Origin of the sequence: Photobacterium sp. TLY01 (assembly GCF_021432065.1) — a bacterium.
In the GTDB taxonomy this organism is placed as follows: domain Bacteria; phylum Pseudomonadota; class Gammaproteobacteria; order Enterobacterales; family Vibrionaceae; genus Photobacterium; species Photobacterium halotolerans_A.
Window position 1 is genome coordinate 359,567 of sequence record NZ_CP090364.1, and the last position, 25,643, is coordinate 385,209.

General features: G+C 51.8%; 32 protein-coding genes. 15 read left to right on the forward strand and 17 right to left on the reverse strand.

From position 1 onward, the window contains the following. Positions 1 to 18: 18 nt before the first annotated feature. The 12 genes from mgtE to LN341_RS01795 all read right to left on the reverse strand — a co-directional run bounded on the left by mgtE (position 19) and on the right by LN341_RS01795 (position 9,493). Positions 19 to 1,377 carry a magnesium transporter gene (gene mgtE / locus LN341_RS01740; protein WP_046220600.1) on the reverse strand — a complete coding sequence of 453 codons (1,359 nt, stop codon included), beginning with the start codon at positions 1,375 to 1,377 and terminating at the stop codon, positions 19 to 21. Between the two features lie 282 nt (positions 1,378 to 1,659). Next, positions 1,660 to 1,935: an HPr family phosphocarrier protein gene (locus LN341_RS01745; RefSeq protein WP_234203925.1), complete on the reverse strand. Its 276-nt coding sequence runs from the start codon at positions 1,933 to 1,935 to the stop codon at positions 1,660 to 1,662. Positions 1,936 to 1,937: 2 nt separating this feature from the next. Further along, positions 1,938 to 2,801 (reverse strand): RNase adapter RapZ, encoded by an 864-nt coding sequence (gene rapZ, locus LN341_RS01750; RefSeq protein ID WP_046220598.1) that lies wholly within the window; start codon positions 2,799 to 2,801, stop codon positions 1,938 to 1,940. Positions 2,802 to 2,823: 22 nt separating this feature from the next. Then, positions 2,824 to 3,276, reverse strand: a complete 453-nt coding sequence (ptsN, locus tag LN341_RS01755) for a PTS IIA-like nitrogen regulatory protein PtsN (protein ID WP_046220597.1) — start codon at positions 3,274 to 3,276, stop codon at positions 2,824 to 2,826. A 1-nt stretch (position 3,277) separates the two neighbouring features. Continuing rightward, positions 3,278 to 3,565, reverse strand: a complete 288-nt coding sequence (hpf, locus tag LN341_RS01760; protein WP_046220596.1) for a ribosome hibernation promoting factor — start codon at positions 3,563 to 3,565, stop codon at positions 3,278 to 3,280. A gap of 28 nt (positions 3,566 to 3,593) precedes the next feature. Beyond that, positions 3,594 to 5,078: an RNA polymerase factor sigma-54 gene (gene rpoN / locus LN341_RS01765; protein ID WP_046220595.1), complete on the reverse strand. Its 1,485-nt coding sequence runs from the start codon at positions 5,076 to 5,078 to the stop codon at positions 3,594 to 3,596. Between the two features lie 121 nt (positions 5,079 to 5,199). Beyond that, on the reverse strand, positions 5,200 to 5,925 hold the full coding sequence (gene lptB, locus LN341_RS01770) for an LPS export ABC transporter ATP-binding protein (protein WP_046220594.1): 726 nt from the start codon (positions 5,923 to 5,925) through the stop codon (positions 5,200 to 5,202). 12 nt (positions 5,926 to 5,937) lie between these two features. After that, the gene (lptA, locus tag LN341_RS01775; protein ID WP_046220593.1) at positions 5,938 to 6,438 is read right to left on the reverse strand and encodes a lipopolysaccharide transport periplasmic protein LptA; all 501 of its coding nucleotides are present in this window, start codon (positions 6,436 to 6,438) and stop codon (positions 5,938 to 5,940) included. Beyond that, the gene (gene lptC, locus LN341_RS01780) at positions 6,419 to 6,982 is read right to left on the reverse strand and encodes an LPS export ABC transporter periplasmic protein LptC (RefSeq protein ID WP_234203926.1); all 564 of its coding nucleotides are present in this window, start codon (positions 6,980 to 6,982) and stop codon (positions 6,419 to 6,421) included. Before lptC ends, lptA begins: the two co-directional genes overlap by 20 nt. Further along, positions 6,979 to 7,539: a 3-deoxy-manno-octulosonate-8-phosphatase KdsC gene (gene kdsC / locus LN341_RS01785; RefSeq protein ID WP_046220591.1), complete on the reverse strand. Its 561-nt coding sequence runs from the start codon at positions 7,537 to 7,539 to the stop codon at positions 6,979 to 6,981. Before kdsC ends, lptC begins: the two co-directional genes overlap by 4 nt. Further along, positions 7,539 to 8,510: an arabinose-5-phosphate isomerase KdsD gene (gene kdsD / locus LN341_RS01790; RefSeq protein ID WP_046220590.1), complete on the reverse strand. Its 972-nt coding sequence runs from the start codon at positions 8,508 to 8,510 to the stop codon at positions 7,539 to 7,541. The genes kdsC and kdsD overlap by 1 nt, the downstream gene beginning before the upstream one ends. A 14-nt stretch (positions 8,511 to 8,524) precedes the next feature. Then, positions 8,525 to 9,493, reverse strand: coding sequence for a calcium/sodium antiporter (locus LN341_RS01795; RefSeq protein WP_046220589.1), 969 nt, complete (start codon positions 9,491 to 9,493; stop codon positions 8,525 to 8,527). Positions 9,494 to 9,911: 418 nt separating this feature from the next. On the opposite strand from LN341_RS01795, the gene mlaF reads away from it, so the two are divergent. Genes mlaF through murA form a run of 7 tightly spaced genes read left to right on the forward strand, consistent with a single transcriptional unit; the run spans position 9,912 to position 14,556 of the window. Further along, complete coding sequence (gene mlaF / locus LN341_RS01800) at positions 9,912 to 10,724, forward strand: phospholipid ABC transporter ATP-binding protein MlaF (protein WP_234203927.1); 813 nt, start codon at positions 9,912 to 9,914, stop codon at positions 10,722 to 10,724. A 58-nt stretch (positions 10,725 to 10,782) separates the two neighbouring features. After that, a complete protein-coding gene (gene mlaE, locus LN341_RS01805; RefSeq protein ID WP_234203928.1) occupies positions 10,783 to 11,565 on the forward strand; it encodes a lipid asymmetry maintenance ABC transporter permease subunit MlaE in 783 nt (260 codons plus the stop codon). Positions 11,566 to 11,567: 2 nt separating this feature from the next. Next, positions 11,568 to 12,047: an outer membrane lipid asymmetry maintenance protein MlaD gene (gene mlaD / locus LN341_RS01810; protein WP_046220586.1), complete on the forward strand. Its 480-nt coding sequence runs from the start codon at positions 11,568 to 11,570 to the stop codon at positions 12,045 to 12,047. A gap of 11 nt (positions 12,048 to 12,058) precedes the next feature. Next, positions 12,059 to 12,694 carry a phospholipid-binding protein MlaC gene (gene mlaC, locus LN341_RS01815; RefSeq protein ID WP_046220585.1) on the forward strand — a complete coding sequence of 212 codons (636 nt, stop codon included), beginning with the start codon at positions 12,059 to 12,061 and terminating at the stop codon, positions 12,692 to 12,694. After that, entirely contained in the window at positions 12,691 to 13,008 is a 318-nt protein-coding gene (locus LN341_RS01820; RefSeq protein WP_370643688.1) for a lipid asymmetry maintenance protein MlaB, read from the forward strand. The genes mlaC and LN341_RS01820 overlap by 4 nt, the downstream gene beginning before the upstream one ends. Positions 13,009 to 13,034: 26 nt before the next feature. Continuing rightward, positions 13,035 to 13,289: a BolA family iron metabolism protein IbaG gene (gene ibaG / locus LN341_RS01825; RefSeq protein WP_234203929.1), complete on the forward strand. Its 255-nt coding sequence runs from the start codon at positions 13,035 to 13,037 to the stop codon at positions 13,287 to 13,289. A 10-nt stretch (positions 13,290 to 13,299) separates the two neighbouring features. Then, entirely contained in the window at positions 13,300 to 14,556 is a 1,257-nt protein-coding gene (murA, locus tag LN341_RS01830; RefSeq protein ID WP_234203930.1) for a UDP-N-acetylglucosamine 1-carboxyvinyltransferase, read from the forward strand. Positions 14,557 to 14,635: 79 nt separating this feature from the next. Here murA and degS read toward each other — a convergent pair whose 3' ends face one another. The 3 genes from degS to zapG form a co-directional block, all read right to left on the reverse strand. Then, the gene (gene degS / locus LN341_RS01835) at positions 14,636 to 15,700 is read right to left on the reverse strand and encodes an outer membrane-stress sensor serine endopeptidase DegS (RefSeq protein ID WP_027253699.1); all 1,065 of its coding nucleotides are present in this window, start codon (positions 15,698 to 15,700) and stop codon (positions 14,636 to 14,638) included. Between the two features lie 161 nt (positions 15,701 to 15,861). Further along, on the reverse strand, positions 15,862 to 17,232 hold the full coding sequence (locus LN341_RS01840; RefSeq protein WP_304622693.1) for a Do family serine endopeptidase: 1,371 nt from the start codon (positions 17,230 to 17,232) through the stop codon (positions 15,862 to 15,864). Positions 17,233 to 17,315: 83 nt separating this feature from the next. Further along, entirely contained in the window at positions 17,316 to 17,753 is a 438-nt protein-coding gene (gene zapG, locus LN341_RS01845) for a Z-ring associated protein ZapG (RefSeq protein ID WP_234203931.1), read from the reverse strand. A 210-nt stretch (positions 17,754 to 17,963) separates the two neighbouring features. On the opposite strand from zapG, the gene zapE reads away from it, so the two are divergent. The 8 genes from zapE to sspB all read left to right on the forward strand — a co-directional run bounded on the left by zapE (position 17,964) and on the right by sspB (position 24,419). Next, positions 17,964 to 19,067, forward strand: a complete 1,104-nt coding sequence (zapE, locus tag LN341_RS01850) for a cell division protein ZapE (RefSeq protein ID WP_234203932.1) — start codon at positions 17,964 to 17,966, stop codon at positions 19,065 to 19,067. A 219-nt stretch (positions 19,068 to 19,286) separates the two neighbouring features. Beyond that, complete coding sequence (gene rplM / locus LN341_RS01855; protein WP_027253695.1) at positions 19,287 to 19,715, forward strand: 50S ribosomal protein L13; 429 nt, start codon at positions 19,287 to 19,289, stop codon at positions 19,713 to 19,715. Between the two features lie 15 nt (positions 19,716 to 19,730). Then, positions 19,731 to 20,123: a 30S ribosomal protein S9 gene (rpsI, locus tag LN341_RS01860; protein WP_046220641.1), complete on the forward strand. Its 393-nt coding sequence runs from the start codon at positions 19,731 to 19,733 to the stop codon at positions 20,121 to 20,123. A 481-nt stretch (positions 20,124 to 20,604) separates the two neighbouring features. Further along, the gene (gene petA / locus LN341_RS01865; protein ID WP_046220578.1) at positions 20,605 to 21,195 is read left to right on the forward strand and encodes a ubiquinol-cytochrome c reductase iron-sulfur subunit; all 591 of its coding nucleotides are present in this window, start codon (positions 20,605 to 20,607) and stop codon (positions 21,193 to 21,195) included. After that, complete coding sequence (locus LN341_RS01870) at positions 21,195 to 22,460, forward strand: cytochrome bc complex cytochrome b subunit (protein WP_046220577.1); 1,266 nt, start codon at positions 21,195 to 21,197, stop codon at positions 22,458 to 22,460. The genes petA and LN341_RS01870 overlap by 1 nt, the downstream gene beginning before the upstream one ends. After that, complete coding sequence (locus LN341_RS01875) at positions 22,457 to 23,197, forward strand: cytochrome c1 (RefSeq protein ID WP_046220576.1); 741 nt, start codon at positions 22,457 to 22,459, stop codon at positions 23,195 to 23,197. The genes LN341_RS01870 and LN341_RS01875 overlap by 4 nt, the downstream gene beginning before the upstream one ends. 86 nt (positions 23,198 to 23,283) lie before the next feature. After that, positions 23,284 to 23,922 (forward strand): stringent starvation protein SspA, encoded by a 639-nt coding sequence (gene sspA, locus LN341_RS01880; RefSeq protein WP_046220575.1) that lies wholly within the window; start codon positions 23,284 to 23,286, stop codon positions 23,920 to 23,922. Next, positions 23,922 to 24,419 carry a ClpXP protease specificity-enhancing factor gene (gene sspB, locus LN341_RS01885; protein ID WP_046220574.1) on the forward strand — a complete coding sequence of 166 codons (498 nt, stop codon included), beginning with the start codon at positions 23,922 to 23,924 and terminating at the stop codon, positions 24,417 to 24,419. The genes sspA and sspB overlap by 1 nt, the downstream gene beginning before the upstream one ends. A 97-nt stretch (positions 24,420 to 24,516) precedes the next feature. Here the strand turns inward: sspB and LN341_RS01890 are convergent, their stop codons facing one another. Next, entirely contained in the window at positions 24,517 to 25,050 is a 534-nt protein-coding gene (locus LN341_RS01890; RefSeq protein ID WP_046220573.1) for a BON domain-containing protein, read from the reverse strand. A gap of 2 nt (positions 25,051 to 25,052) precedes the next feature. Further along, the gene (locus tag LN341_RS01895; RefSeq protein WP_027253687.1) at positions 25,053 to 25,643 is read right to left on the reverse strand and encodes a phosphoheptose isomerase; all 591 of its coding nucleotides are present in this window, start codon (positions 25,641 to 25,643) and stop codon (positions 25,053 to 25,055) included.

Below are 25,643 nucleotides of genomic sequence, written 5' to 3' on the forward strand. Positions count from 1 at the left end.
TTTTTTGTTTCTGAACCGTCAGGTGAGAAACACAGTTGCCAGGCCGAGAAACACCGACAGGCCGATAATATCGGTAATGGTGGTTAATGCCATACCACCCGCGAGTGCCGGGTCGACATTGAGTTTTTTGAGAATAATCGGTACGCCGACCCCCGCGATACCGGCGATCAGCAAATTGGTCAGCATTGCACCGGCGATAATGGCGCCGAGCATCAGGTTACCTTTCCACAGAACCACCACGCCGCCAATGATCCCGGCCCACAAGAGACCATTGATTAGACCAACCCTGGCTTCTTTACTGAGCAGCCAGCGGGTGTTGGAATCGCCGATATGGCCGACGGCCAGACCGCGGATCACCAGGGCGACAGTCTGGTTGCCAGCGACGCCACCCATCGAAGGGACGATTGTCATGAGCACGGCGATGGCGGCCATTTTATCCAGGGTGTCTTCAAACATGTTGGAGACAGAGGCGGCGGCAAGTGCCGCCAGGACATTGACGCCCAGCCAGATGCTGCGGCGGCGGGCGGATTTCATGACCGGCGCAAAGGTATCTTCATCGTCGTCCATCCCCGCCATACTCATCATGGAGTGTTCGGCGTCTTCCCGGATGATGTCGACCACATCATCAATGGTGATCCGACCGACCAGCTGGTTATTGGCGTCGACCACAGGCGCAGAGAGCCAGTTGCGGCGCTCAAACAGGTTGGCCACTTCGCTGTCATCCATCTCGACATTGATGGCTTCATCCGGATCGTCCATCACCTCATGGATCTGGACGTCAGGTTGCGTGGTGATCAGGGTGGCCAGTGAGAGATGGCCGATCAGCACATTGTGTTCATCCACCACATAGAGGGTATCGGTGGCTTCCGGCAGTTCGCCCCGCATACGCAGATAACGCAGGACCACATCGGCGGTGACATCGCCACGGATGGTGACGAAGTCGGTACTCATGATACCGCCGGCGCTTTCCTCCGGATAAGCCAGCGCCAGCTCGACGCGATGCCGGTCCGCAGCATCCATCTGTGCCAGTACTTCACGGAAACGGCTGTCAGGCAGGCTACGAAGTACGTAAGCGACATCGTCGCTTTCCATACCTTCAGTGACAGCTGCCAGTTTTTCCGGCGCCATCATGGCTACGATACCGTCTTTGACGTCTTCAGACAGTTCGTCGAGGATCTCACCCTGCTCTTCAGGATCGGTCAACTGCCACAGCACCTGACGTTCTTTGGGCGGACAGGCTTCGAGCAGGTGGGCGATATCCTCCGGCTCCATATCCTGCAACATTCGCCGGACGTGAACGAACATCCCTCGGTCCAGGGCCTGGTTAACCTGCTGTAGTGTCTGGTGGGTTTGATCTTGCTCGAAAACGTCCGCCATAGAGAGAACTACCTTGCTTCGTGAATACACCCAGCCCTGTTGCGATGCAAATTGCCGGGAAATGGCGCAATAAGCTGAATATTAACGTAATCGCGCCGTCTTTGTCTCACTGGATCTGAGATCTTGCTAAGATTTCACCTGGCTGTAAGAAGGGGAGGTCGAGGCTTAACAAAGGGGATTTATCGTCTGTTGCCGGGCGTTTTGTGATTGTTCGATACGGATGCGGACAACATCATGTCAGATCTATCAGATTTCGCAGCGACGGAGCATACTGTGCGAAACTCAGCTGTCTTCATCAAAACCGTTTTCGATCAGTGAGGCCACCGCGTCCAGCGCGACGCTGGCGTCTCCCCCTTCAGCACTGACGATGATCTTCTGGCCCTGTGCTGATTCCAGCATGAGCAAGCCCATGACACTGTCGGCAGTGGCAGATTTGTCTTCGTTGGTGACAGTGATAATGGCATCAAAACTCTGTGCCAGTTCGACCAGTTTGATCGCCGCCCTGGCATGCAGGCCAAGGCGGTTCTTAATGAATAATTCCCGACTGACAGTATTCATGCTCAATGCTTCAGGTGACTTTGTTTTTCCAGGGTACGATGACGCACCTGAACCTGTTGTCCCCGCTGGCGGAAATAGTCGGCCAGTTGCTGGGCAACATATACAGAGCGGTGCTGGCCGCCGGTACAGCCGATGGCAACCGTGACGTAACTGCGGTTGTTTTTCTCAAGCAAAGGCAGCCAGCTTTCCAGAAAGTGCCGGATCTGATAAATCAGCTGGCTGACTTCATAGTGACTGGCCAGATAGTCCTGTACTTCGCTGTCGAGGCCGGTTTGCGGCTTGAGTTCAGGGACCCAGTGGGGGTTGGGTAAGAAACGGACATCAAACACGTAATCCGCATCTGTGGGTAAGCCATGTTTGAATCCAAAGGATTCAAAGACCATCACCAGTTCACGGGCCTGGCGTCCCAGCACGCGAGCGCGCACGGTTTCACTCAGATCATGAATCGACAGTTGCGTGGTATCCAGCACCAGATCGGCGGCTTCTTTCAGATCTGCCAGCCAGGCGCTTTCCGCCTGAATCGCTTCTTCCAGACTCATATTTTGTCTCGAGAGCGGGTGCAGCCGCCGGGTTTCACTGTAACGTTTGACCAGGGTATTGTCATCGGCATCGAGAAACAGCAGGTTGACGTCTGCCTGTTGGCGAACGGCTTCCAGCGCTGAGCGGGTCAGATCATGATCGGCCGGCATATTGCGGACATCAATGCTGACAGCAACATTCTGGGTGTGAGGATCCAGGGTTTTGATCAGATCCGAAAGCAAATGTACCGGCAGATTATCGACACAGTAATAGCCGAGATCTTCCAGTACCCTGAGGGCCACTGATTTACCTGAGCCTGAGCGGCCGCTGACTATCATCAATTTCATGACAAACCCTTCCTGATGGCTGTTATGACGGCTCTGAGGTCATGATCTGGTAAAGCTCTTCATCGCTTTTCGCTGCTCTGAGCTGTTTGAGGACCGCTTTATCGCTGAGCTTTTCGGCCATACTGGACAGCGTCTTCAGGTGTTCTTTGCACTGGGCATCCGGCACCAGAAGCGCAAAAAGCAGATCGACGGGTTGATTGTCAATCGCATCGAACTGGATAGGCTGCTGACACTGGATCAACACTGCAATTGCCTGTTCGCTGTCGGTGACTCGGCCGTGGGGAATGGCAATACCATTCCCTATGCCTGTACTCCCCATTTTTTCACGGCTGAGCATACACTCAAACAGTGGCTGAGGATTTTGGTTTAAATGTTGGCCAGCAATTTCGCTGATGATTTCCAGCGCACGTTTTTTACTGGAGCAGTGGACTGCACTCTTGGTGCAGTCCAGGCTTAATACTCGACTCAGTTGCATGTTAATGACTATTGAGTTTGTCTTTATGTTTGTTCAGTTGACGGACCAGTTTATCAGTTAATTGATCAATTGCCGCATACATATTTTCAGAATCTGCTTTCGCGTGGATCTCTCCCGCGTTAATGTGCAGTGTCGCTTCGGCAATTTGCTGCATTTTTTCTACATTCAGCACAACATGCACGTTATTAATTTTATCGAAAAAGCGTTCCAGCTTATCGAACTTTGTTGTCACATACTCACGCAGGGCAGGGGTAACTTCAATGTGGTGACCAGTGAGATTAATTTGCATAGACATCTTCCTCCTTAATCGCCGGCGATCAGAGCAGGCGTTTTCTTTGGCTTGAAGGCGGAATACCCAGCGATTCACGGTATTTGGCGATTGTGCGCCGAGCCACCATGATGCCTTGATCCGCCAGTAATGTCGCAATTTTGCTATCACTCAAGGGTTTGGCCTGATTTTCGGCCGCAACCAATTTCTTCACCAGCGCGCGAATAGCCGTGGAGGAGCATTCTCCGCCGTTATCCGTACTGACATGGCTTGAGAAGAAGTACTTCAACTCAAAAATACCGCGTGGGGTATGCATAAATTTCTGGGTGGTCACCCGGGAGATCGTTGATTCGTGCATTTCAACGGCCAGGGCAATATCGTTGAGGACCATCGGCTTCATGGCTTCCTCACCGTATTCAAAAAAATCTTGCTGATGTTCAACAATGCAGCGTGCCACTTTCAGCAGGGTATCGTTGCGGCTCTCCAGGCTTTTGATCAGCCATTTAGCATCCTGAAGATGGCTGCGGATAAACTGGCTGTCGGCACTGTTGCGCGTTTGTTTGCTCATCGCCGCGTACTGTTCGTTAACGCGAAGGCGCGGCACGCTGTCCGGATTGATGGTCACCACCCATTTGCCTTTATCCTTGAATACGGACACGTCTGGAATGACGTACTCAGTTTCCGAGGCCACCACACGGTTGCCCGGACGGGGTTCAAGAGAGTGGATCAGGGCCATGACGTTTTTCAGCTCATCTTCTTTGAGCTTAGTGTCACGCATCAGCTGGCGATAGTCGCGGTTGCCCAGTAAATCCAGGTGCTCAATCAGCACCATTCTCGCTTCGTTCAGCCAGGGCGTATCTTCCGGATAGGTGGCCAGTTGCAGCAGCAGGCATTCGCGAAGATCTCGTGACGCTACACCCAGCGGATCAAATTGCTGGACGCGTTTCAGGACGGCTTCGACTTCATCGAGTTCGACGTTTTCATCGCCCATGCTTTCCAGAATATCGTCGCAGGTGCAGGTGAGATAGCCTTTCTCATCCACGGCATCAATGATGGCAAACGCAATCGCGCGGTCGGTATCGCTGAACGGCGTCAGTTCCAGCTGCCACATCAGGTAATCTTGCAGGGTTTCTGTGGTCTCGCCCTGATAGACCGGCATGTCGTCATCCGGCGCAATCCCGGCACTGCCGGTCCCGGCGCTGTAGACATCATCCCAGGTGGTATCGACGGGCAGCTCAGCCGGCATTTCCCGCTGCTCAATGACATCTGTGGTATCGAAGGAATCGCTGCTGATGTCTTCGTATTGCTCTGCAGCATCGTTTTTGCCGTCGGCGTGGATGTCATCCGCATCAGACGACGGGCTGTCGCCATCCGGGTGGCTTTCGTCAAGCTCCAGCAGGGGGTTGGCATCTAAGGCCTCCTGGATTTCCTGTTGCAGATCCAGGGTAGAAAGTTGCAGCAGACGAATGGCCTGTTGCAGTTGCGGCGTCATTGCCAATTGTTGACCAAGCTTGAGCTGGAGCGAAGTTTTCATGCGTGTACAGACACCTTGTGATTATTGTATGAATCGCTTGTTTTGGGGTCTTTAGGCCAGTCGAATCAAAACCTTCGACCAGCCTTGGCAGCTTACCTCGGTTGTATCCTTTTATCTATAACTATAGACGGAACTGGTCTCCCAGATAGACACGTTTTACGTGCTCGTCATTGAGCACATCCGACGGTGAGCCGTGCGCAATCAGTTGTCCTTGGCTGACGATGTAAGCGTGCTCACAAACGTCCAGCGTTTCCCGTACGTTGTGGTCTGTGATTAACACGCCCAGGCCGCGATCTCTGAGGTGTTCGATGATCTTCTTAATATCGATCACTGAGATAGGGTCAACCCCGGCAAAGGGTTCATCCAGCAAAATAAATTTTGGGTTGGCTGCCAGTGCGCGGGCGATCTCTACCCGGCGTCGCTCGCCCCCCGACAGTGCCATGCCCTGACTGTTGCGAATATGCTGGATATGGAATTCATCCAGCAGTTCCTCAAGCTTGTCCTGGCGTTCGGCTTTGGTCAGGTCTGCGCGGGTCTGCAGCACTGCCATCAGGTTGTCATGTACACTCAGCTTGCGGAAGATCGATGCTTCCTGAGGCAAATAGCCAATGCCCATCCGGGCGCGGTTATGCATGGGCTGCAGGCTGATGTCATGACCGTCGATGGTAATCTGGCCTTCATCACGGGCAACCAGACCAACAATCATATAAAACGACGTGGTTTTGCCGGCACCGTTCGGGCCAAGCAGACCGACAATCTTGCCAGATTCCACTTCCAGGCTGACATCGGAAACGACTTTACGGCCGTTGTAGCTTTTCGCCAGATGGGTTGCGGTTAACTTTGACATTCGTTCTCTTATTTATTGTTTTTGTTTGATCTGGTTCGGCTGCAGTATGGTGGTCACACGCTGTTGGTCACCACTGGTCGCAACCAGCTTCTGCTCATCAATTTTGTAACTGATGGTTTTGCCCTTAATTTCACTGCCTTCCTGAATCAGCACGGCTTTGTCTGTCATCTTGAGAAATTCTGTCGCTGTCTCATAGCGCATTTGCATGGCAGAGCCGTTGATGGGTTTGCCGTCATCCATCTTCTGATAAAACGTGGCCGGCGATCCATAGGCATCGATGGTTTGCTGATCGCCATTTTGAGTCTGGCGAGTGACAATGATTTTGTCGGCACGGATATCAATACTGCCCTGACGCAGCGAGACGTTGCCCGTGAAGGTCACTACGTTTTTCTGGATGTCCAGTTCCTGGCTGTCCGAGTTGATATAGATCGGCTGCTCGGTATCGTTGCTTAATGCCCAGCCAGAGGTGCTGACTACCAGGCACAGCAGGGCGCTAATTTTGCAAAGCTTCATATCTACCTTTCACATTATTCATCAGGGTCGCCACACTGCGTTCCATGTTCCCTTTCATGCCAATGCCTTCGTTCTGAAAGGCACTGCCGGTAATCGTGACCGGATCGGGGGTGTCGAAATCTTTGCTGATTAAATCTAATCGCAGTGTATCTGTTTTTATCGCATTAATGGCGGAGTCAGGTAACAGATTGAAGATCCGCACATTACCAGACATCTGCAGTATGTGTTCTTTATCTAGTGTGGCGTGATTTGCACTGATGCGCCATTCACTTTCTTTACCCTCTTTGTAAACCCAGATCACCGGTTGCTGGAACTCGGTATTCCCGCTGAGGTTGTAATACTCCAGGGTGTCGGATTCGATGCGGTAGCTGCGAATACCCGCTTCGTTGTATGAGGTATTTTTCACCCCGGTTCCGGTAAAGATCGGCTTTTCGTTATCGGGCGCGGTCAGAGTGTCCTGCTGCCAGTGCTTTTGCAGCAGGTAGTAACCGGTCCATGCACACAGTATGACCAGCAGCGCACAGAGTAACCGGTTTAACGTCATATACTCAGGCCCTTATGCTGATCCAATTCGCCGCGCGATTCCAGAATCAGATCGCAGACTTCCCGCACCGCACCATAACCGCCTTTGGTGCGGGTGGTCAGGCTGGCTCGTTGCGACAGCAGCGGGTGGCCGTCGGCGACGCAGACGGACAGTCCCACTTCGGCCATCACGGGCCAGTCAATGAGATCGTCACCGATATAAGCCGTATATTCAGCTGCGATCCCCAGTTTATCAACGATATCCTGATAGGCTGCCAGTTTGTTGTCCTGGCCCTGATAAATGTGCCGGATACCCAGTGCTGACATGCGGTTTTCAACAATCTGCGAGCGGCGGCCAGTGATAATGGCCACCTCAACGCCGGCGGCCATCAGAGATTTGATGCCATAGCCGTCCCGGGTATGAAAAGTTTTCAGCTCTTCGCCCTGGTTACCCATGTAAATCCTGCCATCGGAAAACACGCCATCCACATCGCAGATCAGCAGGCGTATGTTTCTGGCCCGCTGAAAAAGGTGCTGCGGGACCGGTCCGTACAGGGTCGGTTGCATTTCTGTCGTCATCACATTACTCCGGCTCTGAGCAGATCATGCATATTCAGAGCACCGACCAGCTGCTGGTCATCGACAACCAGCAGGCCGTTAATTTTTCTTTCTTCCATCAGTTTCAGCCCTTCGGCAGCCAGGACCTGAGAGGAAATGGTCGCCGGATTTGCAGACATGACTTCCCCAATCCGTGTCTGATGGATATCAATGCGTTTATCGAGCAAGCGGCGCAGGTCACCATCGGTAAAGATGCCGCTTAATCTTTGATGATCGTCAACGATGGCCGTCATCCCCAGCCCCTGGCGGGAGACTTCGAGCAGGGCATCTTTGATGCTGGCATCCTGGTGGATCACGGGCAGGCGATCGCCGCTGTGCATCACATCGGCAATGCGCAGCAATAATTTGCGACCCAGCGCACCGCCAGGGTGGGAGAGGGCAAAATCGTCCGCCGTAAAACCACGAGCTTCCATCAGCGCAATCGCCAGTGCATCTCCCATGGCCAGCGTGGCGGTGGTACTGGAAGTGGGGGCCAGGTTGAGCGGACAGGCTTCCTGATTAACAGTGATTTGCAAATGCACCTGAGCCAGCCGTGCCATGGTCGAATCGGGCTTGCCCGTCATGCTGATTAACGCAATGCCCTGGCGTTTCATCACAGGCAACAGCGTCAGGATTTCATCGGCTTCACCGGAATTGGAAATCGCCAGCACGAGATCACGTTTATCCAGCATACCGAGATCGCCGTGACTGGCTTCTCCGGGGTGGACAAAAAATGCTGGTGTCCCTGTGCTGGCAAGGGTCGCGGCAATTTTACAGCCGATGTGGCCAGATTTTCCCATCCCCATGACGATCACTTTACCCTGACAGCGGCTGATGAGCTGACAGGCTTCACTGAAACTGCCATTGATATATTGCGACAGGCCCTTGAGGGCTTCGGCTTCAATGTCAATCACGCGTCGGCCAATCTGGCCGTAGTCAAAGGAATCAGGCATAGTTACGTTCTCGGTTAAGCCGCCATATTATAAAGCAGATAGCTCTGATAGGCGACAAAGCATAAAATCAGAATCAAGCCTTCCAGGCGGTTGATGCGACGGCGTTTGCCCAGTGCCATCAGCACCAGCAGCAGAGACAGGCCCAGCATGACGTAAAAGTCCCGTCCCATTGCCAGTGGACTGATCACTGAGGGATTGAGCAGGCCCGGCAGTCCCATCACGGCCAGAATATTGAAGACATTGGAGCCGATGATGTTACCTACAGCCATGTCGTCTTCACCTTTTTGGAGGCTGGCAATCGATGCCGCCAGTTCCGGCAGGCTGGTGCCGACGGCAATAATCGTCAGGCCGATCACCAGATCGCTCATGCCGAAGTATTTGGCAATGGTGACGGCGGAATCAACCAGCATGTTGGCCGCATAAGGCAGCAAGACCAGGCCAATCACAATCCAGACGGATGCCGCCACATTGCTGACACCCTGGGGAATTTCAGATTCCTGCTCTTCCAGCAGAATGTCCTGAGCGCCGTTGTTTCCGCTGCGGCTGACTTTCAGCATCGCCAGAATGAAAATAACAAATAAAACAACCAGCAAGACGCCTTCGAAGAAGCCTAAATAACTGTCCCACAGCAATACACCTGCAATCAGTGTGACCACCATCATCAGCGGGAGTTCACGGCGAATAATGCCGGAACTGATAGATAATGGCTTGATCAGGGCAGTTAAACCCAGGATTAACGCAATATTTGCAATGTTTGAACCCAGAACATTACCGACCGCGGTATCTGTTTTTCCTGCCAGTGCCGCAGTGGCAGACACCATCATTTCCGGGGCAGAGGAGCCCATCGCCAAAATGGTCATACCGATAATGAGTGGAGCAACCCCTAAATTTCTTGCTAAGGCTGCTGAACCAAACACAAGTCGATCTGCACTCCATACCAGTAACGCAAGTCCGATACAGAGCAACAAGATGGCTTCAAGCATGATGAACCCTTATAGATTTTTCAATGAGCTGGTTTTGAAGGGGGTAATTTTGACGTTTCACTGACGAAAATGGAAGGAAAAGCCGAGAGTATTTACTTTCGTGCTGTGATCTTGATATGGGAAACCCGCAACTGATGACCTGTGAGGGGGTGAATGGTACTGAATCCGCAGCCGGATTGGTTTCGTTCAGGACTTTTATGTTATAAAAAACAAGATTCATAACCTGAGTCGGGATTGAATTCACCGGATAAAGGCCAAGCACGAAAAATCACAACGAGCTGACAGGTATTCCCTTGAGTTGGTCTGCTAATCTACCTATGATCAACCACATGCAATATAACTAATTAATTACATTCAATTATGCTTGTATCGGCTGCATTCAGGATGAATCACGGATACAAGGGTATTTAGGAAGGTTATGACAGCAACCGAAGCGTTAATTCGTATTAACAACCTGACGTTTTCCCGAGGTGAACGCAAAATCTTTGATGATGTGTCACTGGAGGTTCCGAAAGGCAAAATTACTGCCATTATGGGACCGTCCGGCATTGGTAAAACGACCCTGCTTCGTCTGATCGGCGGCCAGATAATGCCGGATCAGGGGGAGATTTGGTTTGACGATAAAAATATCCCAGCCTTGTCGCGCAATGACTTGTACCGGGCGCGCAAGCGGATGAGTATGCTCTTTCAGTCCGGTGCGCTGTTTACCGACATGACCGTGTTCGACAATGTGGCGTTTCCGCTGCGTGAACACACAGAACTGCCAGAAGATTTGCTGCGTACGCTGGTGCTGCTCAAACTGGAAGCTGTCGGTTTAAGGGGAGCGGCGAATTTAATGCCCAACGAATTGTCCGGAGGTATGGCACGCCGTGCCGCGCTGGCGCGGGCGATAGCACTCGATCCAGACCTTATCATGTATGACGAGCCTTTTGTCGGGCAGGATCCTATTACCATGGGAGTACTGGTTAAGCTGATCCATAACCTGAACGAGGCCCTGAGCATCACCTCGGTTATCGTGTCACACGATGTGCCTGAAGTGATGAGTATTGCCGATCATGTGTATTTGCTGTCCGGTGGCAAAATTATTGGCAGCGGCACCCCGGATGAACTGAACGCCAATCCTGATGAGCGGGTTCGTCAGTTTTTGGATGGTAAAGCGGACGGCCCTGTTCCTTTTAACTTCCCTGCACAGGCACTGGAGCAGGATCTTTTCAGCCAGTTTTTGTCGTAACCGCTAACTTGCACTGAGTTGGTGAGTCATCGCGAATGAAGAAAGGTAATTCCATATTATGTTAACGGATTTTATCGTGCAGCTGGGCCAGAGTACGCTGTCCAGTTGCCGTACCATGGGACGGGCGACCCTGCTGTTATCCGGCGCACTGGTGAGTAAACCGCAACCCGCCAAAATGTTCCCATTGCTGTTAAAACAGCTTTATTCGGTTGGGGTGCTCTCAGTCGCTATCATTATGGTATCGGGCTTATTTATCGGTATGGTACTGAGCCTGCAGGGGTTTATTGTGCTGGTGGATTTTGGTGCAGAAACCAGCCTGGGCCAGATGGTGGCACTGTCACTGTTGCGGGAGCTGGGGCCTGTGGTCACCGCTTTACTGTTTGCCGGCCGGGCCGGCTCGGCTCTGACCGCTGAAATTGGCTTGATGAAAGCCACCGAACAGATTTCCAGCATGGAAATGATGGCTATAGATCCGCTTCGCCGTGTGGTCGCACCGCGTTTCTGGGCGGGCGTTATTTCCATGCCGCTACTGACAATGCTTTTTATTGCAGTTGGCATCTGGGGCGGCCAGCTGGTGGGTGTGAACTGGAAAGGCATTGATTACGGCAGTTTCTGGTCAGTGATGCAGTCATCCGTCGAGCTGGGCTATGACATAGGCAACAGCCTGATTAAGTCGCTGTGCTTTGCTGTGACCGTTACCTGGATTGCGGTTTATAACGGCTTCGATGCCGTGCCGACATCAGAAGGGATCAGCCGGGCGACCACCCGGACAGTCGTGAACTCTTCATTGGCGGTATTGGGTTTAGATTTTGTGCTGACAGCACTTATGTTTGGGAATTAATCATGCAACAGAACAGACAATTAGAACTTTGGGTCGGCAGTTTTGTATTCGCAGGTATTGTGGCGCTGTTGGTGCTGGTATTTCAAGTCGCAGATGTGAAAAGCTTCGGTAATTCTGAATCTTACGACTTAAAAGCGCGGTTTGATAACATTGGCGGACTGAAAGTCCGTTCACCGGTCAAAGTCGGGGGAGTGACCATTGGCACGGTGAGTAATATCACGCTGGATACAGAGTCTTATGTCCCTATCGTGACACTCGCGATTGAGAAGAAATACGGTTACTTTCCAGAAACCAGTTCCGCTGCCATCCTTACTTCAGGCCTATTGGGCGAGCAGTATCTCGGGCTGTCACCGGGCTTTGTTGATGAAGGTATCCTGATGCTGGATGACGGTGACTTCATTGAAGACACCAAATCGGCATTGGTACTGGAAGACATGATTGGCCAGGTGCTGTACAGCATAGGCAACGACGGCGACAAATAAGGAAGAAAACAATGAAATTTTTGAAGATTTTATGGCTGACGATAGCGTGTTTACCACTCTTTGCCGGCGCTGCGACCGTTGATAAAACGGACCCTTATAAAATGATGCAGACGGTGTCGCAACAGACATTCGCCCGTCTGAAATCTGAGCAGGCCCAGATTCAGCGTAATCCTGATTATCTGCGCACTGTGGTTCGTCAGGAGCTGCTGCCTTATATCAACACCCGTTATGCCGCTTATAAAGTGCTTGGGCCGCAGTTGAAACAGACAACCAAAGAGCAGCGCAATAACTTTGTGAATGCATTCACTGATTATCTGGTCGCCTCTTATGCACAGGTGCTGACGCAGTATAAAGATCAGGAGATTCGCATGGAACCGGTGAAGTCAGTGCCGGCCAGCAGCTCCATCGTCTCAATCCGTGTGGATATTCTGGATCCGCAACGCCCACCCATTCGGCTGGATTTCAAACTGCGTAAGAATAAGCAGACCAATGAGTGGCAAGGCTATGACATGGTGGCCGAAGGGGTCAGCATGATTTCAACCAAGCAAAGTGAGTGGAGCGGACAACTGCGGACGGAAGGTGTCGACAAAGTGACGCAGGATTTAAGAGCGCTGGCGGCTAAACCCATCAAACCTGAGGAAAAATGACCATGAGGAATCCCGCCATCCAATGGCAGGTGCAGGAAAATGGCCATTACCGCTTGTCAGGGGCGCTGGAACGTGACACAGTGCCAGCCTTTTGGCAGCAAAGACGTGAATGGATGCCACAAGATGCTAAGGTCACGATCGAACTGTCTGGCCTGACTCGGGTAGACTCTGCGGGTATGGTGATGCTGCTGCATTTGCATCAGGAACTCAGTCAGGCAGGACGTCATCTGGTGCTGCAGGGCGTGCCGCAACAATTGTTAACCTTGCTCCGCCTGAGTCATGTCGACACTGTGCTGGCTGCCTGTATGGAATGATCAACAGCTCAAGTAGAGGATAGCTTGTGGAAACATCTGAAATTAAACAAATTCTTGAAAATGCATTGGAGCTGGATGAAGTCATAGTGAGTGGCGAAGGCAGCCACTATCAGGTGATTGCTGTTGGTGCAATGTTTGACGGCATGAGCCGTGTGAAAAAACAACAGGCAGTTTATGCGCCACTGATGTCGCACATTGCCACGAATGCCATTCATGCCTTGTCAATCAAAGCTTACACTCCTGAAGAGTGGGCGCGTGACAAGAAGCTGATGTCTTTGTAAGAGATAACCAATGCAGAAGTTTCGAATTCAGGGCAATGGCCCACTCCGCGGTGAAGTCGCGATTTCGGGCGCAAAAAATGCTGCCCTGCCAATTTTGTTTGCCTCCCTGCTGGCTGAAGAGCCGGTAGAAGTTGGCAATGTTCCTAAGCTGCGTGATATTGACACCACCATGGAACTGCTGAGCCGTTTAGGGGCAAAAGTGGAGCGTAATGGCTCTGTTTATGTCGATGCCAGCAATATTAATGAATATTGTGCCCCTTACGATCTGGTGAAAACCATGCGTGCTTCCATTTGGGCGCTCGGTCCTCTGGTGGCCCGCTTCGGTAAGGGCCAAGTGTCGCTGCCTGGTGGCTGCGCGATTGGCGCTCGTCCGGTTGATTTGCACATCCATGGCCTGGAACAACTGGGGGCGACCATCACCCTGGAAGAAGGCTATGTAAAAGCCGAAGTAGCTGGTCGCCTGAAGGGTGCTCACATCGTGATGGATAAAGTCAGTGTTGGTGCGACTGTGACCATCATGTCGGCGGCGACGCTGGCCGAAGGGAAAACCGTGATTGAGAATGCGGCCCGCGAGCCGGAAATTGTTGATACGGCTGATTTCCTCAATACCCTGGGGGCGAAAATCTCAGGTGCCGGTACAGATACGATCGTGATTGAAGGGGTTGCGCGTCTGGGCGGTGGCTATCATGAAGTGCTGCCGGATCGGATTGAAACCGGAACATTTCTGGTCGCCGCGGCGATTTCTGGCGGCAAAATAGTGTGTCGTCACACCCGCCCTTCGCTGCTCGAAGCCGCCCTGGCGAAACTGGAAGAAGCGGGCGCCCTGATTGAAACCGGTGATGATTGGATCAGTCTGGACATGACGGATCGTGAATTGACTGCTGTCAATATCCGTACCGCGCCGCACCCTGGTTTCCCAACGGATATGCAGGCCCAGTTTTCATTGTTGAATCTGGTCGCCAAAGGAACCGGTATCATTACTGAAACGATCTTTGAGAACCGTTTCATGCACATTCCTGAGCTCATCCGTATGGGGGCACACGCTGAGATCGAAGGGAATACTGTGATCTGCGGTGAAACGAAAGGATTGAGCGGTGCTCAGGTGATGGCAACTGATCTGCGTGCCTCAGCCAGTCTGGTGATCGCCGGGAATATTGCCAAAGGTGAGACGATCGTTGATCGGATTTATCACATTGACCGTGGCTACGAGCATATCGAAGAGAAGCTGCGTGGTCTGGGCATGAAGATTGAGCGCTTCAGCGAATAAGCGGCTGATCAGCTAATCTAAATGTGAAATGTCCAGTCGCTGTTTACAGTGTCTGGACATTGTTTTTTCTGGCCTCTGCTTACCTGTCAGGCTCATCGCCAATCAGGACAGTTAATTTCTTCGGTTTACCGTTGCGCAGGACTGTCATATCGACATAGGTGCCAGGGCGTAGCTCAGTGACGATATCCAGCACATTACGCATATCTGTCACGGGTTTCCCGTCAATCTCAACCAGAATATCCTGCACCTTAAAGCCTGCTTTTGATGCCGGACCATCCGGATCCATGCCCATGACGATGATCCCTCTGACCTGTTCCGCATCATACAAACGAGCCATCACCGGATTAATTTCACGACCATCAATACCAATATAGCCGCGGATCACCCGGCCATCGGCAATCAGTTTGTTCATGATTTTTTGCGTGAGCTGATAGGGTATTGCAAAGGAAATCCCGTAGGTTTCAATATCTGTTGCCTGCTGAAAAGAAGCGGTGTTGATACCGACCAGCTCACCTCGGGTATTGACCAGCGCACCACCTGAGTTTCCTTCATTGATTGCCGCATCGGTCTGGAGAAAATCCTGGCGGCCATAAAAACTCATGCCGGAGCGCCCGGTGGCAGAGATGATGCCATACGTGGTGGTCTGCCCCAGGTTATAGGGGTTGCCGATAGCCAGAACCACATCACCCACGGCGGGGGGATAATCCGGGTTCAGCGGAATGACAGGCAGGTTCTCAGCCTGGATTTTCAGTACCGCGATGTCGGTTCGCCTGTCTTTACCGATCAGTTGGGCGGTAAAAATGCGGCTATCTTGCAACGCCACGATCACCTGATCGGCTTCGGCAACCACGTGATAGTTGGTCACGATATAGCCTTTATCACTCATGATCACGCCCGAGCCCAGGCCCTGCGTACTTAATTGCAGGCGATCTTCCGCATTGTAGCGGCGGTTATAAATATTGACGACAGCAGGGGAGGCGCGGCGGACAGCATAACTAAAGGAAATTTGCTGCGGGACATCGGGCTGGCCATTAAGAGCAGCATCCGGAGAAAACATCTGGCTGCGCAGGCTGGGGAAAGCAAGTAGCAATACTCCAGCCGTCAGCACGCCCATAAAGGCGGATCGACCTAAAAATGCCAGCATTGACGCTCCCCTGATTGACTCAAGCTTTACCATGAAAGCAAAACATTAAAAACCGATTGAGAATAGCATTTACATCCAGTTATCAACAAGTCGAAGCGGGAAGGAGATGACAGAAATGCCGCAGGAAAAACAGTCCGGGCAGTTGCCCGGACCGGATTGTGTCAGCGGATAATGAGGTAAAGCTCGTTATTGCCTCGCTTGATTTCCAGTGCCAGCACCGAAGGCTTACTATCAAGGGCTTTGCGCAACTGCCCCAGATTGCCGATTGGCTGGCGGTTAAGACCAATAATGATGTCACCTTCTTTCAGTCCGTAGCGGGCTGCCAGCGACTGTGGATCGATTTGGGTGACTTTCACCCCTTTGGTATTGTCGTCCGCCGTGGTATTGCTGAATTCTGCCCCGGCCAGACTTTCATGCAGGTGATCGGCCTTGAGGTTACTCATCTCGGCTTCTTGTAAGGTGACGCTGAACTCTTTCTCTTTTCCGTCACGCAGGACGCCTAAGTCAACGTTTTTACCTGCGCCGAGTGTGGCAATTTTGGCGCGTAACTCACTGAAGGTGCGAATTTCTTTGTCGTTGACGGACACGATGATGTCACCCGCTTTCAGGCCGGCTTTCTCAGCCGCAGAGCCGGGCATGACCTGATTGACGAAAGCCCCGTGATTGGTTTCGTAACCAAAGGCCTCAGCCAGTTCTGAGGTCAGCTCGCCGCCCTGAACACCCAGCACACCACGTTTCACTTTGCCAAACTCCAGAATCTGGCTGGTCAGGTTTTTCACCATATTGGCCGGGATGGCAAAGCCAATGCCGACGTTACCGCCGTTGGGACCCAGAATCGCGGTATTGATACCGATGAGTTCACCGTTGAGGTTGACTAACGCACCGCCTGAGTTACCGCTGTTAATGGCGGCATCGGTCTGAATAAAGTTTTCGAAATTCTCAATATTCAATCCGCTGCGTCCCAGGGCCGAGACAATCCCTGAGGTCACTGTCTGACCCAGTCCGAACGGGTTGCCAATGGCCACGGTGAAATCACCGACGCGTAATTGATCCGAGTCAGCCACTTTGATGGCTTTCAGATTTTTTGTGTTGTCCAGACGCAGCAAGGCAATGTCTGACATGCTGTCACTGCCGATCAGCTCGGCTTTGATTTCCCGGCCGTCATGCAGCTGAACCAGAATTTTATCTGCCCCGTCAATGACGTGGTGGTTGGTCACGACATAGCCTTTATCTGCATCAATAATGACCCCGGATCCCAGCCCGCGGAACGGACGCTCCTGCACCTGCTCATTGGGGAAGTCAGGACCAAAGAAATAGCGGAACGCGTCGGGAATTCTTTGCTTGGCAACATGCTTGCCTTCTACAGCGATACTGACGACAGCAGGGGTCACTTGCTCCAGCATGGGGGCGAGGCTGGGAAGTTGTTGATCATTAACAGCCAAAGGAAGCGCGGCGGAAGCGGTGATTGGGGACATCACTGCGCTCATACTCAACGCCAGCGCAGTCATTACAAGTAAAGGTTTTTTCATCATTACTCAACTCCGGTTTAACAAGTGCTAATTGTGACTTGTAAACCGGAGCAAAGTTCCAATAAATGTCAAATTTGTAACAATTCTTAACTGGCTTTTGCGGCTTCAGCCTGTTTCCGCTCAGCACGCAACAGACCGGACGCGCCGTTGGCATAATCCCGCGGCTGATGCGGGTCCAGCTCTACGGCTTCGGCTTCTGGCTCATCAGCAATCGGCGTGAGTGTGCTGATGCGCTGAGAGAAGGGGTTATCCTGTTCCGGCAAATTTGGCATCAGTTCAGCGGAGGTTTTTGCCATGTGCTCATACAATTTACTGTAATCTTTTGCCAGATTGTCCAGCAGATCAGAGCTGCGGGCGAAATGATCAACCAACTCCTGGCGGTACTGCTCCAGCTGGTATTTGGTTTTATCGAGTTCTTTTTGCAATTCTTTCTGTTGTTTCAGGTTTTTGTTCCCCAAACGGGCGGCAAAGGCACCGACCAGCGCGCCGGCAGCGAAAATCAAAATCGCGTAGATCCAAGCCATGAAAAACTCCTTGTGACTGTGAGTACAACAGGTTGACCTGTTTTATTATCTCAAAAGCGTAATGTGCTTATTGGGTGGTTATCTAGTTACTATACATGCACATGAAGTGTCGTGGTACTATCTACGACCAAAGATGGACATATTAGACGCTGTGAATCCGGTTATTTAGTCACCGGGCGTACGGCTATCGGTGATGAGAGCAGGATAAGGATGACACCAGAACAACGCTATCAAGACGATCTCAAAAAACCTGGCTTTTTGCCTGACGCTGCCCAGGCCATGGCGGTTTCCCATCTCAATGATCTGTATCATCGCATGCTGGCTCCGCAACCCGAGCCATCAAAACCTTCTTTGATGGGCAGGCTGTTTAAGCGCCAGCGTGCTGAACCGCTCAAACCGGTCAAAGGACTGTACTTCTGGGGGGGCGTCGGACGCGGCAAAACCTACTTGGTTGACACCTTCTTTGAATGCCTGCCGACTGAGCGAAAAATGCGGATGCATTTCCACCGTTTCATGCATCGCGTCCATAAAGAAATGCAGTCACTTGGCAGCCAGAGCGATCCGCTGGAAAAGGTCGCAGACAGGTTTAAGCAGGACACGGACATCATTTGTTTTGATGAGTTCTTTGTGTCAGATATTACCGATGCCATGATCCTGGGTACCTTGTTCGAAGCCTTGTTTCGCCGCGGCATTACCTTGGTGGCCACTTCGAATATTCCGCCGGATGAGCTGTACCGCAATGGCCTGCAGCGCGCGCGCTTTCTACCGGCGATTGACCTGATCAATACACATTGCGAAGTCGTGAATGTTGATTCGGGGGTGGACTATCGGCTCCGCACTCTGGAGCAGGCTGAAATTTATCACTGGCCGCTCGACGCCAGTGCAGAAGAGAACATGCAGCGTTATTTCATGCAGTTGTCTGCGGCTCCCCGGCATGAGGGGCAGGACATACTGGTCAATGACAGGCCGATTGCGACCCGCCATGAAGCGGAAGGGGTCGTGCATTTCTCATTTGATGCCCTGTGCCGCGGGGCACGCAGTCAGTCAGACTATATGGATATTGCCCATACTTATCACAGTGTTTTGTTGTCCGGGGTGCCTGTGCTGACCGAAAAAGATGATGATGCTGCCCGCCGTTTTATTGCCATGGTGGACGAATTTTACGAGCGCCATGTCAAATTGATCATTTCGGCGGAGGCAGAGATGGACAAGTTGTATCAGTCCGGGCGACTGTCATTTGAATTCAAGCGATGCTGTTCCCGTTTAATCGAAATGCAGAGTCACGAGTATCTGGCCCGGCCACACCTGGCGTAACGCAAGCGGGATGTTACCTGACAAAAGAGCTGAACTTTTTTGGAAAAAAAGGTGATTTTTCCCCCATGCTTCCGTATAATCTCGCGACCCACCGTACCTGTGACGGCGTTATGCCGGGAGTGCCAACCACTCGAAGGGGTGATGACTGGGCTCTATATACAGAGAGAACGCTTTGCGTTCTTGGAAAGTGAAACTATTTAAAATTGGGTAAGAATTAGCATGAAAACTTTCGTTGCTAAACCAGAAACTGTAAAACGTGACTGGTATGTTGTTGACGCTGAAGGTAAAACACTGGGTCGTCTGGCAACTGAAATCGCATCTCGTCTGCGTGGTAAGCACAAGCCTGAGTACACTCCTCACGTTGACACCGGTGACTACATCGTTGTTATCAATGCTGAGAAAGTCGCAGTGACTGGCGCTAAGCGTACTGACAAGATGTACCACCGTCACACTGGCTACATCGGCGGTCTGAAAACTATCAGCTTCGACAAGCTGCTGGAGAAAAAGCCAGAAGCGATCATCGAAATTGCTGTTAAAGGCATGCTTCCTAAAGGTCCTCTAGGCCGTGCTATGTACCGTAAACTGAAAGTTTACGCAGGTAGCGAGCACAACCACGCTGCACAGCAGCCACAAGTTCTAGACATCTAATTGGGGAACATGACAATGGCAGAGAATCAATACTACGGCACTGGCCGCCGCAAAAGCTCAGCTGCTCGCGTTTTCATTAAACCGGGTACTGGCAACATCGTAATCAACAAGCGCAGCATCGAAGAATACTTCGGTCGCGAAACTGCTCGCATGGTTGTTCGTCAACCGCTTGAGCTGGTTGATATGACTGAGAAACTGGATCTGTACATCACTGTAAAAGGTGGTGGTATTACTGGTCAGTCTGGTGCGATCCGTCACGGTATCACTCGCGCTCTGATGGAGTACGATGAGACTTTACGTCCTGCTCTGCGTGCCGCTGGCTACGTGACTCGTGACGCACGTCGCGTTGAACGTAAGAAAGTTGGTCTGCGTAAAGCACGTCGTCGTCCACAGTTCTCTAAGCGTTAATTCAACGCACCAGATATTTATCTGGTTACTGTGTACATCAAAGCCCAGCCATTGTGCTGGGCTTTTTGCGTGTTGTTGTTCAAACGGCTCCAGCTTTTTGTCGCTGCACTTTTATGCTGCCGGTTGCGGCAGAGACAACCAGAGTCGGCGTGATTTATCCTGAACGCTCACATCAGGTAAGGCCCTTCATGCTGTTTTGTCGGCGCATTCAGGGATATTGTCAAAAAAGTTGAATAATTGGCACCATAGTTTTCATTTTTTCATCTTGACGACTCAGGAAATTATCCCCACAAATCTCTCACAATTGCGGTGTTTACCTTGTCTTAAAGTGGGGTTTTCTTTATCATTTGCCGCGATAAATAGCAGCATGAAAATTCTTAATCAATAAGCTGTTGAGTCTTTCCGTAGAAAGTTAGCCGTAAGCTCCAGGGACGCAGATGGAAAGAATAATCCTGAGCGGGAGCACATGGGAGAATGTTGGATGAGCAAAGCGCCAGTAAGTAACGGCCGACGCCGCTTCCTGACTGCGACGACCTCGGTTGTTGGAGGCTTAGGTGCAGTCGCTGTCGCCGTACCCTTTATCAAATCCTGGAATCCGAGCGCCAAAGCCAAGGCTGCGGGCGCGCCAGTTGAAGTTGATATCAGCAAATTAGAAGAAGGCCAGATGATCCGCGTAGAATGGCGAGGCAAACCTGTCTGGGTTGTACGCCGTAGCCAGGCTATTTTGGATGAACTGCCGACACACGATGATCGACTGCGTGATCCGCAGGCCACTGAACCTCAGCAGCCTGCCTACGCACAAAACCAATACCGTTCAGTGAAACCTGAAATCTTTCTTGCCGTCGGGATTTGTACCCACCTTGGCTGTTCTCCAACTTACCTGCCAGACAGCTTCAGTGAGCAGGTCAGTGGTGTACCAGCAGGCTTTTTCTGTCCTTGCCACGGCTCTAAGTTTGATATGGCCGGACGGGTTTTCCAAGGGGTGCCAGCGCCACTTAACCTGGTGATACCGCCTCATATGTTCCTGAACGACAACACAATTTTAGTGGGTCAAGATGAGGAGACGGCATAATGGAAGGCTTGCTGGGTTGGATTGAAAAACGTCTGCCAGTGATGAATGCTTATAAAAAGCATATGTCTGAATATCCGATGCCGAAGAACTTTAACTTCTGGTATCTGTTTGGCTCACTGGCCATGCTTGTTCTGGTTAACCAAATCCTGACCGGGATCTGGCTGACCATGAACTATGTCCCATCGGGTGATGGTGCTTTTGCTTCGATTGAATACATCATGCGTGATGTGGATTACGGCTGGCTGCTGCGTTATATGCATTCCACAGGCGCTTCGGCGTTCTTTGTTGTGGTTTATCTGCATATGTTCCGTGGCCTGATTTACGGTTCCTACAAGAAGCCGCGTGAATTGCTGTGGCTGTTCGGTATGCTGATTTTCCTGGTACTGATGGCTGAAGCCTTTATGGGTTATCTGCTGCCATGGGGACAGATGTCTTACTGGGGTGCCCAGGTTATCATTTCTCTGTTTGGTGCGATTCCTGTCATCGGTGATGACCTGACACTGTGGATCCGCGGTGACTATGTAATCTCCGGTGCCACCCTGAACCGTTTCTTTGCCTTGCACGTGATTGCGCTGCCAATCGTGCTGTTGCTGCTGATTGTGCTGCACATTCTGGCGCTGCACGAAGTGGGTTCGAATAACCCGGATGGTATTGAAACCAAGCTGCCAAAAGGCGCGAAGGGTGACAACTACCAGTCTCGATTCAAGTTCCATGAGTACTACACCAAGAAGTACGACATCATTGATTCAGTCCCGTTCCATCCTTACGGTACGGTGAAGGATCTTGTCGGTGTGGCTATCTTCGCCTTCTTGTTCAGCTATGTGATTTTCTTTAACCCTGAGATGGGCGGCTATTTCCTTGAGCCACCTAACTTTGAAGCGGCTAACCCGCTGAAGACACCGGAACACATTGCACCTGTATGGTACTTCACGCCTTTCTATGCGATTTTGCGTGCGGTTCCTGACAAACTCTTGGGTGTCATTGCGATGGGCCTGTCCATTGTTATGCTGTTTTTGCTGCCTTGGCTGGATCGCTGCAAAGTGCGTTCTTACCGTTATCGCAGCAAGCTGCACCTGGCAAACATCGCTCAGTTCACTGTCTGCTTCATTGCATTGGGTATTCTGGGTGCGCTTCCTGCCACTGCGGTATACACCTTGATGGCGCAGATCTTCAGTCTCGGTTACTTCATGTTCTTCGTGCTGTTGTATTTCTACAGCAAAAATGAAGCCACGAAACCGCTACCAGAGAGGGTCACTTTCAAATGAAAAAGCTGATGGTTATGCTGCTGGCTCTGTTGCCGTCTCTGGCAATGGCAGCGGGTGGCGGAAATGTTCATCTTGATGCGGCAAACAATGATTTGTCGGACAAGGAATCATTGCAGCGTGGTGCACGCACATTCATGAACTACTGCTTTGGATGTCATGCGACTCAGTATCAGCGCTACCAGCGCGTTGCTGAGGACCTGGATATCCCGACAGATCTGATGATGGATAACCTGGTCTTTGATGAGAATGCCAAAATTGGTGATCTGATGACCAACGCCATTTCTGAAGATTATGCGGCGGCATCTTTTGGTGCTCCAGCACCGGATCTGACTCTGGTGGCCCGAGTTCGTGGTACCGACTGGCTGTACACGTATCTGCGTTCTTTCTATGCCGATCCAAGCCGTCCGTTTGGTGTGAACAACGTTGTGTTCCCAAGTGTGGGTATGCCACATGTGCTGGAAGAGCTGCAGGGTACACCACGTCAAGTGTTCGAAACCCGTACGATTGACGGTGAAGAAGTGCAGGAGTTTGTCGGGCTGGAATCAGACGGCAACGGTGAGCTGAGTCCTGGCGAATACGATGCTGTGGTTCGTGATTTGGTGAACTTCCTGGAATACTCGGCAGAGCCGATGAAGCTGGAACGTCAGCGTCTGGGCCTGTGGGTGATGGGCTTTATTGTGATCTTCTTTGTTCTGGCCCTGTTGCTGAAGAAAGAATATTGGCGCGATGTCCATTGATCGGGTAATCTAGTGCGTTAAGAAACTCGCAATGGGGGCAAGTGCCCCCGTTGCTTTTTGTGTATATGAGTATACTGGAGGGGTTGATGGCTGTAGCTGCCAATAAACGCTCTGTGATGACGCTGTATTCTGATGCTTCGGATATGTATAGCCATCAGGTGCGTATTGTACTTGCAGAAAAAGGTGTAAGTGTTGAGATCGAGCTGGTTGAGCCAGACAACCTACCTGAGGATCTGCTTGACCTGAATCCATACAATTCTGTTCCGACCCTGGTGGATCGTGAACTGGCTCTGTATCAGGCCGGTATTATTATGGAATACCTGGATGAGCGTTTCCCTCACCCGCCTCTGATGCCTGTGTATCCGGTTGCTCGTGGTAACAGCCGCCTGATGATGTATCGCATTGAGCGTAACTGGTATTCATTAGCGGAAAAAGTGCAGAAAGGCACAGCGGATGAAGCGGATAAAGCACGCAAACAACTGCGTGAAGAGCTGCTGGCGCTGTCACCGGTCTTTGCTGAGTTTCCTTACTTCATGAGCGAAGAGTTCAGCCTGGTTGACTGTTACCTGGCTCCGCTGCTGTGGCGTTTACCTTCAATGGGTATTGACCTGAGCGGTGCGGGTTCGAAAGAAGTAAAAGCATACATGACCCGCGTTTTCGAACGTGATTCATTCCTGGCATCCCTGACAGAAGCTGAGCGCGAAATGCGTCTGGCTGGACAGTGATGGAGATGGCCGAGATGACCCCGCGCCGACCTTATCTGGTGCGGGCTTTCTATGACTGGTTGGTGGATAATGATCTGACTCCGCATCTGGTCGTTGATGCAACACTGCCTGGTGTGCAGGTCCCGCAGGAATTTGTCAGTAACGGACAAATTGTGCTGAACCTAGCGCCGCGTGCTGTAGGCAACCTGGAACTGGGTAACGATGCTGTGCGCTTCAATGCTCGTTTCGGTGGCCGTCCGCATGTTGTGGCAGTCCCTCTTGCCGCTGTACTGGCACTCTATGCACGGGAAAATGGCGCAGGCACTATGTTTGAGCCCGAGCCCGGCTATGAAATGATGGTGAACGGTGACGGAGAGGGGATCTTTGACGCAGCAGATGCTGTCGGTGATGACGAGCATTTATCTCCGGTCAGTCTGACGGATGCGCCTGAAGAGCTTGCTTCAGAGGAAGAACCACCTCGTCCACGCGGTCGTCCAAGCCTCACAGTGGTGAAGTAAGCCAAGCCACCACTTTGACGGTCACAAAAAACGCAGTGTTTCTTTTCGAAGCACTGCGTTTTTTTATCTGATGTTGTTTGAATACGGATGACGGGATTTAGTCGGTATATTCAAATGCTTTGATCACGTGCTTGACCCCTTCTACATTGCGCGCGATATCCGCTGCAATATTGCCTTGCGCTCTGGTCACAAAGCCAAGCAGGTAAACCCGCTGGTTTTCGGTTGCCACCTGGACCGCGGAGTCCCGCAATTTTTTGCTGGCGATCAGCTGTGCTTTCACTTTGGTGGTCAGCCAGCTGTCCAGGCCGACATCTGACAGGGTTGGGAGCGGACCGATCTGAAGCTGGTTATAAACTTCTTTCACACTATCCAATTCCTGTACAGCGTCAGTTAACTGCCCGGCAGTCGCTTGATCCACCGCCTGACCAACCAGCAAAACCCGTCCTTCAGTCGAGATTGCATTGACCCTGACTTTTCCCTGATAGGGTGGCTTATTGACTAAGCCACCAATTTGCATCGCAATATGCTGATCCTGCCATTGCTGTTGCCCGCTGCGGGGATCGGTTTGCAGTATGGCCCCGCAACCTTGAATCAGTAAGGACAGCATCAAAATAAGAAGCAAGCGTTGCATGATCACCCTTCGTGTTGCGGGAAAAGAATCTGGTCAATCAGATCGCACAGGCAATGCACCGTCAGCAGGTGGCCTTCCTGGATGCGGGCGGTACGCTGCGAGGGAATTCTGATTTCGACATCCTGGACACCCAGCAGTCCGGCCATCACACCACCGTCTTTACCCGTCATCGCGATGATGTTCATGTCGCGGGTCAGGGCAGCTTCCATGGCTTTGATAATGTTTTTGCTGTTTCCGCTGGTAGAGAACACCAGCAGGATGTCGCCCGGCTGACCGAGGGCGCGAATCTGCTTGGAGAAAATTTCATCCTGATGATAGTCGTTTGCCACAGCCGTCAGTGTGGTGGTGTCTGCGGTGAGCGCAAGTGCCGGCAAACTGGGTCGCTCGGTCTCAAAGCGGTTGATCAGGCAGGAAGCGAAATGCTGGGCATTCGAGGCGGAACCCCCGTTACCGCAGCACAGGATCTTGTTGCCGTTCAGCAGGCTTTGCACCATGACCTGGGCAGAGCGGGAAATGGCATCAGGTAGCGCTTCAGCGGCTGCAATTTGGGTCTGGATGCTTTCGGTAAAATTTTCTTTAATGCTCTCTAGCAT

Coding starts and splice junctions, on each gene's coding strand:
- LN341_RS01870 (WP_046220577.1), top strand. CDS start 21,195: ATGGAAGGCTTGCTGGGTTGGATTGAAAAACGTCTGCCAGTGATGAAT.
- mlaC (WP_046220585.1), top strand. CDS start 12,059: ATGAAATTTTTGAAGATTTTATGGCTGACGATAGCGTGTTTACCACTC.
- LN341_RS01890 (WP_046220573.1), bottom strand. CDS start 25,050: ATGCAACGCTTGCTTCTTATTTTGATGCTGTCCTTACTGATTCAAGGT.
- mlaD (WP_046220586.1), top strand. CDS start 11,568: ATGCAACAGAACAGACAATTAGAACTTTGGGTCGGCAGTTTTGTATTC.
- lptC (WP_234203926.1), bottom strand. CDS start 6,982: ATGACGTTAAACCGGTTACTCTGTGCGCTGCTGGTCATACTGTGTGCA.
- rapZ (WP_046220598.1), bottom strand. CDS start 2,801: ATGAAATTGATGATAGTCAGCGGCCGCTCAGGCTCAGGTAAATCAGTG.
- rpsI (WP_046220641.1), top strand. CDS start 19,731: ATGGCAGAGAATCAATACTACGGCACTGGCCGCCGCAAAAGCTCAGCT.
- petA (WP_046220578.1), top strand. CDS start 20,605: ATGAGCAAAGCGCCAGTAAGTAACGGCCGACGCCGCTTCCTGACTGCG.
- rplM (WP_027253695.1), top strand. CDS start 19,287: ATGAAAACTTTCGTTGCTAAACCAGAAACTGTAAAACGTGACTGGTAT.
- mlaE (WP_234203928.1), top strand. CDS start 10,783: ATGTTAACGGATTTTATCGTGCAGCTGGGCCAGAGTACGCTGTCCAGT.
- sspA (WP_046220575.1), top strand. CDS start 23,284: ATGGCTGTAGCTGCCAATAAACGCTCTGTGATGACGCTGTATTCTGAT.
- LN341_RS01745 (WP_234203925.1), bottom strand. CDS start 1,935: ATGAATACTGTCAGTCGGGAATTATTCATTAAGAACCGCCTTGGCCTG.
- mgtE (WP_046220600.1), bottom strand. CDS start 1,377: ATGGCGGACGTTTTCGAGCAAGATCAAACCCACCAGACACTACAGCAG.
- LN341_RS01795 (WP_046220589.1), bottom strand. CDS start 9,493: ATGCTTGAAGCCATCTTGTTGCTCTGTATCGGACTTGCGTTACTGGTA.
- kdsD (WP_046220590.1), bottom strand. CDS start 8,510: ATGCCTGATTCCTTTGACTACGGCCAGATTGGCCGACGCGTGATTGAC.
- rpoN (WP_046220595.1), bottom strand. CDS start 5,078: ATGAAAACTTCGCTCCAGCTCAAGCTTGGTCAACAATTGGCAATGACG.
- lptB (WP_046220594.1), bottom strand. CDS start 5,925: ATGTCAAAGTTAACCGCAACCCATCTGGCGAAAAGCTACAACGGCCGT.
- LN341_RS01875 (WP_046220576.1), top strand. CDS start 22,457: ATGAAAAAGCTGATGGTTATGCTGCTGGCTCTGTTGCCGTCTCTGGCA.
- kdsC (WP_046220591.1), bottom strand. CDS start 7,539: ATGACGACAGAAATGCAACCGACCCTGTACGGACCGGTCCCGCAGCAC.
- ptsN (WP_046220597.1), bottom strand. CDS start 3,276: ATGCAACTGAGTCGAGTATTAAGCCTGGACTGCACCAAGAGTGCAGTC.
- hpf (WP_046220596.1), bottom strand. CDS start 3,565: ATGCAAATTAATCTCACTGGTCACCACATTGAAGTTACCCCTGCCCTG.
- murA (WP_234203930.1), top strand. CDS start 13,300: ATGCAGAAGTTTCGAATTCAGGGCAATGGCCCACTCCGCGGTGAAGTC.
- lptA (WP_046220593.1), bottom strand. CDS start 6,438: ATGAAGCTTTGCAAAATTAGCGCCCTGCTGTGCCTGGTAGTCAGCACC.
- zapE (WP_234203932.1), top strand. CDS start 17,964: ATGACACCAGAACAACGCTATCAAGACGATCTCAAAAAACCTGGCTTT.
- sspB (WP_046220574.1), top strand. CDS start 23,922: ATGGAGATGGCCGAGATGACCCCGCGCCGACCTTATCTGGTGCGGGCT.
- zapG (WP_234203931.1), bottom strand. CDS start 17,753: ATGGCTTGGATCTACGCGATTTTGATTTTCGCTGCCGGCGCGCTGGTC.
- LN341_RS01820 (WP_370643688.1), top strand. CDS start 12,691: ATGACCATGAGGAATCCCGCCATCCAATGGCAGGTGCAGGAAAATGGC.
- LN341_RS01895 (WP_027253687.1), bottom strand. CDS start 25,643: ATGCTAGAGAGCATTAAAGAAAATTTTACCGAAAGCATCCAGACCCAA.
- degS (WP_027253699.1), bottom strand. CDS start 15,700: ATGCTGGCATTTTTAGGTCGATCCGCCTTTATGGGCGTGCTGACGGCT.
- mlaF (WP_234203927.1), top strand. CDS start 9,912: ATGACAGCAACCGAAGCGTTAATTCGTATTAACAACCTGACGTTTTCC.
- LN341_RS01840 (WP_304622693.1), bottom strand. CDS start 17,232: ATGATGAAAAAACCTTTACTTGTAATGACTGCGCTGGCGTTGAGTATG.